This window comes from Syntrophotalea carbinolica DSM 2380 (assembly GCF_000012885.1).
Taxonomy (GTDB): Bacteria; Desulfobacterota; Desulfuromonadia; order Desulfuromonadales; family Syntrophotaleaceae; genus Syntrophotalea; species Syntrophotalea carbinolica.
Map to the genome: position 1 here is coordinate 2,225,294 of NC_007498.2, position 12,292 is coordinate 2,237,585.

12 protein-coding genes are annotated in these 12,292 nt (G+C 54.9%); all 12 read right to left on the reverse strand.

The genetic code is table 11. From position 1 onward, the window contains the following. Window positions 1-1,698: a biosynthetic-type acetolactate synthase large subunit gene (gene ilvB / locus PCAR_RS10555; protein ID WP_011341656.1), complete on the reverse strand. Its 1,698-nt coding sequence runs from the start codon at window positions 1,696-1,698 to the stop codon at window positions 1-3. Between the two features lie 75 nt (window positions 1,699-1,773). After that, window positions 1,774-3,444 carry a dihydroxy-acid dehydratase gene (gene ilvD / locus PCAR_RS10560; protein WP_011341657.1) on the reverse strand — a complete coding sequence of 557 codons (1,671 nt, stop codon included), beginning with the start codon at window positions 3,442-3,444 and terminating at the stop codon, window positions 1,774-1,776. A 252-nt stretch (window positions 3,445-3,696) separates the two neighbouring features. Further along, window positions 3,697-3,918, reverse strand: coding sequence for a DUF465 domain-containing protein (locus PCAR_RS10565; RefSeq protein WP_011341658.1), 222 nt, complete (start codon window positions 3,916-3,918; stop codon window positions 3,697-3,699). Between the two features lie 124 nt (window positions 3,919-4,042). Then, on the reverse strand, window positions 4,043-4,744 hold the full coding sequence (tsaB, locus tag PCAR_RS10570; protein ID WP_011341659.1) for a tRNA (adenosine(37)-N6)-threonylcarbamoyltransferase complex dimerization subunit type 1 TsaB: 702 nt from the start codon (window positions 4,742-4,744) through the stop codon (window positions 4,043-4,045). A gap of 2 nt (window positions 4,745-4,746) precedes the next feature. Continuing rightward, the gene (gene rseP, locus PCAR_RS10575) at window positions 4,747-6,087 is read right to left on the reverse strand and encodes an RIP metalloprotease RseP (protein WP_011341660.1); all 1,341 of its coding nucleotides are present in this window, start codon (window positions 6,085-6,087) and stop codon (window positions 4,747-4,749) included. Beyond that, entirely contained in the window at window positions 6,081-7,265 is a 1,185-nt protein-coding gene (locus PCAR_RS10580; protein WP_011341661.1) for a 1-deoxy-D-xylulose-5-phosphate reductoisomerase, read from the reverse strand. The genes rseP and PCAR_RS10580 overlap by 7 nt, the downstream gene beginning before the upstream one ends. Window positions 7,266-7,273: 8 nt before the next feature. After that, entirely contained in the window at window positions 7,274-8,086 is an 813-nt protein-coding gene (locus PCAR_RS10585) for a phosphatidate cytidylyltransferase (RefSeq protein WP_342606863.1), read from the reverse strand. Beyond that, entirely contained in the window at window positions 8,083-8,811 is a 729-nt protein-coding gene (locus PCAR_RS10590) for an isoprenyl transferase (RefSeq protein WP_148204334.1), read from the reverse strand. The genes PCAR_RS10585 and PCAR_RS10590 overlap by 4 nt, the downstream gene beginning before the upstream one ends. 219 nt (window positions 8,812-9,030) lie before the next feature. Next, window positions 9,031-9,588 carry a ribosome recycling factor gene (gene frr / locus PCAR_RS10595; RefSeq protein ID WP_011341664.1) on the reverse strand — a complete coding sequence of 186 codons (558 nt, stop codon included), beginning with the start codon at window positions 9,586-9,588 and terminating at the stop codon, window positions 9,031-9,033. Between the two features lie 5 nt (window positions 9,589-9,593). Beyond that, window positions 9,594-10,319: a UMP kinase gene (gene pyrH, locus PCAR_RS10600; protein WP_011341665.1), complete on the reverse strand. Its 726-nt coding sequence runs from the start codon at window positions 10,317-10,319 to the stop codon at window positions 9,594-9,596. 13 nt (window positions 10,320-10,332) lie between these two features. Beyond that, window positions 10,333-11,244, reverse strand: coding sequence for a translation elongation factor Ts (gene tsf, locus PCAR_RS10605; RefSeq protein WP_011341666.1), 912 nt, complete (start codon window positions 11,242-11,244; stop codon window positions 10,333-10,335). A 122-nt stretch (window positions 11,245-11,366) separates the two neighbouring features. After that, on the reverse strand, window positions 11,367-12,170 hold the full coding sequence (gene rpsB / locus PCAR_RS10610) for a 30S ribosomal protein S2 (RefSeq protein ID WP_011341667.1): 804 nt from the start codon (window positions 12,168-12,170) through the stop codon (window positions 11,367-11,369). Window positions 12,171-12,292 lie beyond the last annotated feature (122 nt).

Consider the following 12,292-nt stretch of genomic DNA (forward strand, 5'->3'; position numbering starts at 1 on the left):
CTATGAAGCCAGAACCATTTCATCGATTGCAGCCCCGGCAGGAACCATGGGCATAACGTTTTCTTCGCGATCGACCTTGAACTCCATCAATACCGGGCCGGGCGTTTCCAGCGCCTTGCGAATAACACCCTCAACCTGATCAGGACTGCTCGCCTGCAGACCGGTAGCACCGTATGCTTCAGCCAACTTGACGAAATCGATGGGCAGATCGAGTGGTGTCTGGCTATAGCGGCGGTCAAAGAAGAGCTGCTGCCACTGCCGAACCATGCCAAGGAAATTATTATTCAGAATGGCGATTTTGACCGGCAATTGATATTGCACAAGAGTCGCCAGTTCCTGGGAATTCATCTGAAAGGAGCCATCGCCGGAGATATCGATAACCTGCCGGTCGGGACAGCCGACCTGGGCACCGAGAGCCGCAGGCAATCCGAATCCCATGGTTCCCAGACCGCCGGATGTCAGAAAGGTGCGCGGGTGGGAAAAATTGAAAAACTGCGCGGTCCACATCTGATGCTGCCCGACTTCAGTGGCAATGATAGCATCCTTGCGGGTTAGCTCGCGTATTTTTTCGATGACGTACTGAGGCTTGATCACCGTATCGCTGGACTTGTAGGTCATAGGATACTGGGCCCGCCAGCTATCGATCTGACTGCGCCAGGGAGCGCTGATTTCGGAAAGCTCCTTTACCTTCTCGCTATCCTCCTTCAGTTTGGCGACAATTTTACCCATAACATCGCGCAGCTCGCCGACAATGGGCAGATCGACACGTACATTTTTCTTGATGGACGTGGGGTCGATATCGATATGAATGATTTTGGCTTTGGGCGCAAAGGCCGCAATACGGCCGGTAACGCGGTCGTCAAAGCGGGCACCGACGGCAACCAGAAGATCCGCATTGGTTACGGCCATATTGGCGTAATAAGTGCCATGCATACCGAGCATACCCAGCGACAAAGGATGGGCCGTGGGGAAAGCCGCCATGCCCATAAGGGTCGTCACCACCGGAGCCTGGATAAGTTCGGAAAAAGCTACCAGATCCTCACTTGCATCGGAGGCCGTGGCACCGCCACCGACATACAGCACCGGTCGACGGGCGGCCAGGATCATCTTGGCAGCTTTGTCGACCTGGCGGACATTGCCGCTGTAGGTCGGTTTATAACCGCGCAATTCAACGTTTTCAGGATAGACGAACTTGGTGGAAGCCAACTGCACATCCTTGGGCAAATCGATCAGTACCGGACCGGGGCGCCCCGTTCGCGCGATATAAAACGCCTGTTTTACGATGCGCGCAAGATCCTTGACATCCTTGACCAGATAGTTGTGCTTGGTGATGGAACGGGTGATGCCGACGATATCGGCCTCCTGAAAGGCATCGTTACCGATCAAGGGCGTGGGCACCTGTCCGGTAATGACCACCATCGGAGTGGAATCCATATAGGCAGTGGCAATACCGGTTACCGTATTGGTGGCACCCGGACCGCTGGTCGCAATCGCCACACCGACCTTGCCGCTCGCCCTGGCATAACCGTCGGCAGCGTGTACAGCCGCCTGTTCATGCCGGGTAAGAATATGCTTGATGGGGTAATCGGGTAAATCGTTATAGATATTGATAACCGTGCCGCCGGGATAACCGAAAACGGTATCCACACCTTCCTGCAACAGGCTTTCAAGCAAAATCTGAGAACCGGTCTTTTTCACGCAACGCCTCCTCACAAGCCAGCTTTACTTAACAAACGCCTGGCCGCCGGCAGCGGCCAGGCCATATCATTCTTTTCAGCGTGCCTTACAGACGGCACCGGTATTGGCCGACGTGACGACAGAAGCATAGCGGGACAGCCAGCCTTTTTTGATTTTAGGCTCGGGCGCCTGCCAGCGCTCACGACGCTTGGCCAGTTCCTGATCGGAGACTTTAACCTCCAGACGCCGGGAAGGAATATCCAACACAATGGTATCGCCATCCTCCACCAGGGCTATGGGACCGCCGACCGCCGCTTCGGGCGAAACGTGACCGACACAGGGGCCGCGCGTACCGCCTGAAAAACGCCCGTCGGTAATCAGCGCAACGCTGTCACCCAACCCCAACCCCATAAGGGTGGCCGTAGGTGCCAGCATTTCACGCATGCCGGGGCCGCCTTTGGGACCTTCATAACGGATAACAACCACATCGCCGGCTTTCACCTGTCCGCCCATCAGCGCCTGCATGGCTTCTTCTTCGGAATTGAAACACCGGGCAGTCCCCTCGAAGGTCATCATTTTTTCGGATACGCCGGATTGTTTGACAACTGCTCCATCGGGAGTAAGATTACCGGTCAGAATGGCGATTCCGCCCTCTGGGCGCACGGCATCTTCCTTAGGATGGATAACCGTTTCATCGACATCGATAACGCTATCGATAATCTGCTTCACACCGACGCCATTGAGGGTGGGATTATCGTGAATCTGGTCGCGCAACTGGTAAAGCACACCGGGCACGCCGCCAGCCGCATCGAGGTCCTCCATAAAATGCTTGCCGCCGGGATTCATGGAGGCAAGTTGCGGCGTTTCACGGCTGAGCTTGTCAAACAGATCAAGCGGCAAATCGACTTCGGCTTCATGAGCGATGGACAGCAGATGCAACACGGTATTGCTGGAACCACCCAGGGCCAAGTCAACCCGGATGGCGTTTTCAAAGGCTTCGCGCGTCAGAATCTGCCGGGGCGTTATGCCCTCGCGCACCAGACTGACAATCCGCTCGCCGGAAGCGAAGGCAATCTGCCGTTTCAAAGAAGAAACAGCCAGGGCCGTACCGCAGCCAACAAGGCTCATCCCCAGCGTCTCGGTGAGAATCGCCATGGTATTGGCGGTAAACAACCCCTGGCAGGAGCCGGCACCAGGACATGCACGGTCTTCGCACTGCTGCAATTCCGCAGCGTTGATCTCCCCGGCTTTGTAGCGTGCCATGGCCTCGAAGGTGTCGGTCACAAAAGAATACCGACGACCACCGCGACCGGTTCCGGTAAGCATGGGACCGGCCGTCACCACGATACAGGGAATATCGAGGCGCGCAGCGGCCATCAGCATGCCGGGAGTGATTTTATCGCAATTGGTCAGCAGCACCAAGCCGTCGAGACGGTGCGCCTCGGCAATGGACTCGACCATATCGGCAATCAATTCACGGGTCGACAGAGAATAATGCATCCCCTTATGCCCCATGGCAATACCGTCACAGACGCCGGGGATGCCAAACAGGAACGAATACCCGCCTCCGGTATGAACGCCCTTTTCAATAAACCGTTCCAGGTCGCGCATGCCGATGTGACCCGGGATCAGATCGGTAAAGGAGGTGGCAATCCCGATCAGGGGCTTACCCAATTCCTTGCGGGGGATACCGGTACCCATCAATAAGGCACGATGAGGTGCCCTTTCAAAACCTTGCGTAATGGCCTCGCTACGTTTGCCTTTCATATGGTTTAAATCTTTCCTTTCTTGCTCATCGCTATGGTTTTAGACTCCAGACAAAAATCCCGGAGCTGTATACCTGCTTTTCAAAGATACCCGTTCCTGACCCGGTATAGGGCCGCGGGCGGGCGAACCAAACGAACCACCTCATGATATCGATAATATGAAACTTTTTTTGAGAACAACAAACAACACATGATGCAGAAAGGGTTCGGACGGTATGCCCAAACCCTTTCTACAAAATCGGAATAATGTTTTCTACCGCTTGAATGAGCGCAATATCTGCTCCATTTCATCCTTGCCTGCCAATTTCAGCTTCTGCACCTTTTTTCTCTGGAATTCTTCTTCGGGACTAAGATGTTGCTGCTGATCCAGTACAACCAATTCGCGTTCGAGGAGCACATGCTCTTCATAAAGCCTGCGATAACGTGGGCTTGCATCGCACAGATGCTGGATCAGCCCGAGATCTTGTTCTTCCATCAGACACCTCCCAGGAAAGGGTTGACAAAGAGCGACGAGCTTGTTTCAAAATAACGAATCGGCCCTCATATGTCAACTGCCCTGACAAGCTTCATGTGACCCCGGATGCGCAGCCCCATCAGGGCTAGGAGCTTTTTTGGGATGCACGCATGATTTCGGCCTCGGAAGCGCGGATATAGCACGGCACTAAGGCCTGGGCCGTGGTTGTCCTGCCGGCCTGAAGCCGGTCCCAAACCAACCCGGCAGCGCTCGAAGCGCGGGGCAGGTTGACGGCCATCGGTGCAAAATGGGCGCGCGATCCCAGCTGCGCACTGATCAGATCCCGATACAACAGTGCTCCGCTGCCGACAAACAGATGCTCGCCTTGCAGCTGCTGCAACAATGACTTGGGCGCCAGAACCTGCTCATCCGTCACTGCGGCGGGCATATCGGAGCGACAATCGAAGACCGCTGCGTAGACTTCACTCTTGCGAGCGTCGATTATACTGCATACCGGGTAGGCAGCCGACGGACAGGCTGCGGCCAGCGTCTCCAGGGACGAAACGCCGACCACGGATGCACCCGAGGCATAAGCCAATCCCTTAACGGTGGCCACGCCAACCCGCAAGCCGGTAAAAGAACCGGGACCGACTACGACGCCAAAGGCCTCCACTTCGGCCAACTTGACTTGAGCTTCGGCCAGCAGCCATTGCAATGAGCCCAGAACACGATCCGTATGTGTACCGCGCAGGTGCAGCAGCACCTCACCCAGCAATTCGGGGCCGCGACTCAGAGCCACGCTGCCGGCGGGAGTCGAGGTATCGACAGTAACAATCAACGGCGCCATGCCTACCCTCCAAATGTCAGACGCATGATATCATTGTAAAAGGCCCACGCCATCAGCAGGATAAGCAAAACCAGCCCAATCTGCTGGGCGACTTCCCTGGCCTGCTCCGACAGGGGCTTGCGACGCACCAATTCAACAACGCCAAACAACAGGTGCCCCCCATCCAGAATCGGAACGGGCAAAAGATTGAGAATCCCCAGCTGAATGCTCAAAAATGCCAGCATGGAGAGGATCTGGGCTATGTCGATAGACTCGGCGACGGATCCCGCCATCTGCACCACCATAATGGGGCCACCGATATTCTTGGCGGAAACATGGCCGGCGAACAGTTTGCGCAGAAACAGAAGCGTCATGTCGACGAGTTCAAAACCTCGCGCCGCGCCTTCCCGAAAAGCGTCTCCCAGCACATAGCGCTTGAACACGGACTCGGTTTTGGGGCCGACACCGAGCATATAACGACCCACCCCGGACTCACCGCCGGCGTTTTCCTTGAACAAAGGAACCACCTGCAGGGTCAACAGAACCCCTGAACGCTCGACAACCACGGTCATGGGCTTGCCGCCGCCGGCCTGGACCAATGCGGGAATATCATACCAGGAGCCTAACGGGTTGCCATCGATGGAAACGATGCGATCGTTCAGCTGCAGACCTGCGGAAGCGGCCGGCATCCGATCCTCGAGGTAGCCGATCACTGCGGCCTGCTTCGGCAACACCCCCAGTCCTCGCAAACCCTCCGTAGCCGAAGCATCGGCGGGCAGTTGCACGGCAAACAATTCGCTGTTACGCGCAACCAGAAACGACAGATCGCTGCCCGCCTGGGCCAGAAGCTTTTTTTCTGACTCGGACCAGCTGCCAGCTTCCACGCCACCAACCTTGAGGATACAGTCGCCCGCAGCTAAACCCGCCCTATCTGCAGGCGATTCGGTAACCACATGCCCGATACACGCCGGCTGATCCAGAAACGCCGGCTGATCCATGCCGATAAAAAAGGCCAGCGGCAAAAACACAAAGGGCAGCACCAGATTCATAACGGGACCGGCTGCGACGATGGCAAGCCGCTGCAAAACCGGTTTTTCGGCAAAAGAGCGCAGCTTATCCTCTTCGCTTAACGGCAGGGCTTCCTCATCGTTACCCTCCCCAAGCATCTGAACGTAACCACCCAACGGTATCAGGCAGATTTTATATTCCGTTTCCCCCAAGGTACGCGAAAAAAGTTTCGGACCGAACCCCAGGGAAAACTTGAGAACCTTGACGCGGCACCATTTGGCAACAAGAAAGTGCCCCAGCTCGTGGACGAAAACCAGCACCCCGAGCATCAGTATCCCGCCAAGTATTTTCAGCATACCGTCGCTCCTTCGCCCCTGGCATCGATAAAGCGGCGGGCTTCCTTGCGACCCCAAAGATCGGCGCGCAGAACCTGGTCGATATGTTCCAGCGGCTTGACCTCCAGGCCCTGCAATGCGGCGCGTATCACCCGGGCGATATCGAGGAAGGCAATTTCTTCATTGAGAAAAGCATCGACAGCGATTTCGTTGGCGGCATTAAGTACGGCCGGAGCGGTGCCCCCCATCGCCAGAGCTTCATAGGCCAGGGCCAGACATGGAAATCTCTCCAGATCCGGTTCGTCGAAAGTGAGATTGCGCATACTGCAAAGATCGAGCGGCGGCAGATCCAGAGGCAGACGAGTGGGGTGAGACAGGGCATAGGCAATGGGGGTTTTCATATCGGGAATACCTAACTGGGCAATTACCGCACCATCGACATACTCAACCAAGGAATGCACAATACTCTGCGGATGGATATGCACGGCAATGCGCTCTGCCGGCACATCGAACAACCAGCGTGCCTCGATAACCTCGAGCCCCTTGTTCATCATGGTGGCGGAATCGATGGAGATTTTACGTCCCATGCTCCAGTTCGGATGAGCCAGGGCATCTGCCGGAGTGACACTGGCCATATCCGCCAGCATCCGGTTGCGAAAAGGCCCCCCCGAGGCTGTCAGGATAAGTCGCCGAACATCATCCATACGATGGCCTTCCAGCGATTGGAAGATAGCGGAGTGTTCACTGTCCACGGGGAACAGCCGCACACCGTGGCGAGCGACCGCTTCCGTAACCAGGGAACCGGCCGTGACCAACGTTTCCTTGTTGGCCAGGGCAATATCCTTGCCTGTCTCGATGGCGGACATGGTTGGAACCAGGCCGGCCGCGCCGACAATGGCGGAGACAACCATGTCTATATCTTCATGACAGGCGCACGCCACCAGCCCTTCGACCCCGGAAAGGATCTGCGGAGCATCGGCGCCGAGGCGCTCTTTCAGCTGCTGCGCACCGTCCGCGGATATTACCGCCACCATTTTGGGACGGAAGCGGCGGATTTGCTCCTCCAGACGAGCGAGATTGTTGCCGGCTGTAAGGGTAACGACCTCGAACTGTTCGGGAAAAGCCGCAACAATATCCAGAGTACTTACACCTATGGAACCGGTAGATCCGAGGATGCCGAGTTTTTTAACGGAAGCCATAACCCCCTCTAAACCTGAAAAATCAGGATGAAATAGTATGTTAAAGGAAATGCGAACATCAAACTGTCGAGACGGTCGAGGATCCCCCCGTGTCCAGGAATCAAGGTACCGGAATCCTTGACGCCGAAGGATCGCTTCAGAAGCGATTCAAACAGATCGCCGAGCTCTGCGATCACCCCCACCACCAGACCCAGGAGCAACAATGGCACAAGTGCCGCCCATGGTGCAAAGGTCAGATGCGCCAAACCGGCGGCAAGCACACTGCCGCCAAGTCCGCCGATGGCACCTTCGACACTCTTTTTGGGACTCACGCTCGGATAGAGCTTTCGACGCCCGAAAAAGGTGCCCGTAAAATACGCGCAGGTATCGTTCAACATGACCATCATAAGTACGAGCAGTACCCACTGTATGCCGTGGGGCTGGCTCCTTAACAAGGCCAGATGCGCCAGGGGGATGCTGATATAGATGAAACCGAAAAGCAAAAGGGCCAACTGCCCGGAAACTTTATCGATCGCACCGTGGCGGAACAGAAAAACGCAGGCGAACAAAAAGACCGATGCGATCAAACACCCCACAAACACGGCATAATGGCCCAGCACAAGCGGGACCATAAGGCCGATTCCGGCCACAATGCCCAGGTATTTTTCCATGGACCGCCCAGCGGCCAGAGCCATGGCGTAATATTCATATAAAGCCCAGCCGGCAACCGCGTAGGTCAAACAAAAAAAGCCCCATGGCGGAGCCCACAGGATAAACGCAATCAACAAAGGCAGCGCGATGCATGCAGTCAGAATTCGGGATTTGATAACATTCTCCTTCAGTCGGTGACATCATCTTGACATTGATCGGCAGTCAAACCGTAACGGCGTTGGCGACGACTGAATTCAGTAAAAGCCTCGTGCAGATGGGTGGGGCTGAAATCGGGCCACAATACCGGAGTGAAGTAGATTTCCGCATAAGCCAGTTGCCACAAGAGAAAATTACTGATGCGAATTTCGCCACTGGTACGAATGAGAAAATCGGGGTCGGGCATACCGGCGGTCTGAAGAAAACCGGAGAAACATTCCTCATCTACGGCATCCAATCCGAGTCGCCCAACAGCCACTTCGCCGGCGATCGCCTTTACAGCGCCGAGAATTTCGTCCCTGGCGCCATAGGAAAGCGCCAACGTCAGTACCATATCCCGATTATTGGCCGTTCGCTCCATAGTACCAATCAAGGTGTGCTGCACAGCTTCAGGCAATCGGTGAATGGCCCCGATAACATTCAGACGAATGCGATGGGTCAGAAGGGTTTCCAACTCCCGTTCGAGAAAGGTATTGAGCAGCGACATCAGGGAATCGACTTCTTCTTCGGGACGCCCCCAATTCTCGGAACTGAAGGCATAGAGGGTCAGATAGGACAGACCCAGCCGTCGCGACTCCTCGATAATAACCTTTGCCGTTTCCACGCCGTGGTGATGTCCGAGGATTCGGGGCAGTCCACGCTGCTCGGCCCATCGGCCATTGCCGTCCATAATGATAGCAAGATGTCGGGGTATACGCATTTCGGCACCGCCGTTTTCAAAGTGCATTCGGGAAGGAAAGATCAAACATTAACATAACCGATTTTCACCAGCAAGACAGGATCGCCATGAAACGGGATATAAGAAAAGGGACGCCGGCACCGACGTCCCTCGGTTTAACTTTCACTGATCGGGCAAGCCCGCAATAAAACGCCCGACGGCCCCCTTTAGCGGAACCCATGAAGCGCTTTATTGCCGAGTTTAGATTTCCATGATCTCTTTTTCCTTTTGGGACACAAGATCATCGATTTTGGCGACATAGGAATCGGTAACGTCCTGAATTTCCTTTTCGCCGCGTTTCAGGTCGTCTTCACTGATTTCCTTGTTTTTTTCCAGTTTTTTCATGCCGTCGTTGGCATCCCTGCGGGCGCTGCGGACCCCCACTTTGGCATCCTCGCCCATCTTGCGAACCACTTTGCCCATTTCCTTGCGACGCTCTTCGGTCATGGGCGGAATGACAAGACGAATCAGGTTGCCATCGGAGGTGGGATTAAGACCGAGATCGGCTTTGAAAATAGCGCGCTCGATATCGGCCAGCAGTTTCTTTTCCCAGGGCTGAATGGTAATCAGACGGGGTTCGGGCACGGCAAGGGTTCCGACCTGGTTCAGAGGTGTCGGGGTGCCGTAGTAATCGACCATGACATCGTCCAGCAGAGACGTAGAAGCCCTCCCGGTGCGTACTTTGGTCATGTCCTTCTTCAAGGACTCCACAGCCTTGTCCATGCCGCTGCGAGCTTTTTTGATGACATCGTTATACATGGAAGTTACTCTCCTTTGACGATGGTACCAATGGCCTCGCCAAGCACGACCTTCTTGATATTGCCGGGGCGAGACAGCTGAAATACCACAATAGGCAGATCGTTATCCATACACAGCGAAGTCGCCGTGGCATCCATAACTTTAAGACCTTTTTTTAACACGTCAAGATATTTCAGATTATCGAATTTGACAGCGTTTTTGTCCTTGCAGGGATCGGCGCTATATACACCGTCCACTTTAGTGGCCTTAAGAATGACATCGGCGTCAATTTCCATGGCACGCAGACTGGCTGCCGTATCCGTGGTGAAATACGGATTACCGGTGCCACCACCGAAAATAACCACGCGCTTCTTCTCCAGATGGCGAATCGCGCGTCTGCGGATATAAGGCTCGGCCACCTCGCGCATCTCGATAGCCGTCTGTACCCGGGTCGGCACTCCGGCCTGCTCGAGGGCGTCCTGCAAAGCCAGACTGTTCATGATGGTTGCAAGCATCCCCATGTAGTCGGCGCCGGCACGATCCATCCCGCCGGCAGCGGCGGCCATGCCGCGGAAGATATTGCCCCCGCCGATGACCACGGCCACCTGCACCCCTAGGCCAATGACTTCCCGGATTTCCTCGGCAATACCGGAAATAACCTGAGGGTCAATGCCGAAGCCCTGGTTACCGGCCAGGGCTTCACCACTGAGTTTCAAAAGAATCCGCTTATAAACCGGTTCTTGATCATCCATAGTCGATGTCACTTTACTTGGTCATGGATGCGACCTCGGCCGCAAAGTCATCGGAACGTTTTTCAAGCCCTTCACCCAACTGGAACCGGACATAACGGGACAGTGTAACCTCAGCACCGATTTCTTTACCGAGGTTTTCGACAACTTTTGTCACGGTGAGATCGGGATCGATGACATAAGCCTGCTCAAGCAGGCAGACTTCGCCGAAATATTTATTGATTTGCCCGGCGATAATTTTTTCAACGATCTTCTCCGGCTTACCACTCTCCAGAGCCTTGGTACGCATAATCTCTTTTTCTTTTTCAACAACCTCGGCCGACACTTCGTCGCGGTTCAGATACTGAGGGTTGGCAGCGGCGATATGCATGGCCAGGTTTCGACCGAGAGCCGCGACGCGCTCATCATCGCCTTTGGACGTTTCGAGCTCGACGAGGACACCGATTTTACCGACGCCATGAATATACACGGCAACCGCACCCTGCGCTACATCGAAGCATACAAAGCGCCTGAGGTTGATGTTTTCACCGATTGTAGCGATCTGATGCGTCTGTTCCTCGGCAACGGTGCGATCGGTACCGGGAAACGGCAGAGCCTTGAGAGCTTCGAGATCCGCGGGTTTGGAGGAGACAACTACCTTGGCAACACCGTTGGTGAATTCCTGGAAATTGGCATTTTTGGCAACGAAGTCGGTTTCGGCGTTAACTTCGACCAAAACGCCGCAGCTACCTTCGTTAAGACCGACCACAAGACCTTCGGCAGCAGCACGGTCGGCTTTTTTGGCCGCAGCGGAAAGGCCTTTTTTACGAAGAATGTCAACAGCTTCTTCGATGTTACCGTCAGCTTCGCTAAGAGCCTTTTTACAATCCATCATGCCTGCGCCGGTTTTGGTGCGCAGCTCAGAAACCATCGATGCGGTGATTTTCATAAAAAACCCTCCTCAGTTATGCTTGGGAGCGACAAAACGCGTGCCACGTCCCTGATATATTCAGCAAAAAGGCGGTCAGTTTCCCGGACCGCCTTTTTGCGAGTTCAAAACACCTTGAACGATTAAGCTTTGTCGGCAGACTCAACCACTTCGGCAGCTTCTGCTGCCGGGGCTTCGCCCTTGCCCTCAACTTCGACCTTATCGGTCTCGGCCTTGTCCGATTCGGCCCGAATCGCGGCTTCGCGAGCCTGAGCCCCATCGATGCAGGCATCGGCCATCTTTGCAGCAAACAGACGGATCGCACGAATCGCATCGTCATTACCGGGAATGATGTAATCGATATCGTCGGGATCGCAGTTGGTATCCACCACGGCGACAACAGGGATGCCCAGCTTACGGGCTTCCTTGACGGCAATGGTTTCTTTTTTGGGATCGATGACAAAAATGGCACCGGGCAGTTTATTCATCCCCTTGATACCGCCAAGGGTCTTTTCCAGTTTTTCTCTTTCGCGCTCAAGATTCAGCGCTTCTTTTTTGGTCAGAAGCTCATAGGTGCCGTCCTGCGCCATGACTTCGATCTTCTTGAGACGCTCGATGCTTTTCTTGATGGTCGCAAAGTTGGTCAACATGCCGCCGAGCCAGCGGTTGTCGATATAAAACTGATCGGCGCGTGCCGTTTCTTCACGAATCGCTTCCTGAGCCTGCTTCTTGGTGCCGACAAACAGAACCTTGTCACCGTTTTGAACCGTTTCGCGGATAAACTGATAAGCCGACTTGAAATAGCGAACGGTTTTCTGCAGGTCGATAATATAGATACCGTTGCGTGCCCCGAAAATATAGGGCTTCATTTTGGGGTTCCAGCGTTTGGTCTGGTGGCCGAAATGCACACCGGCCTCGAGCAGTTGTTTCATACTTACTTGTGCCATGAACTTTCTCCTTAAAATTGGTTTGCCTCCGCGCCCATCTTCCTTGGCGGACCCAGCCTTACCGTCGGCAGGGCACCTCCGCCACAAGTCAGGACGCGTGCGTATTGTGAACAAGCTTATGT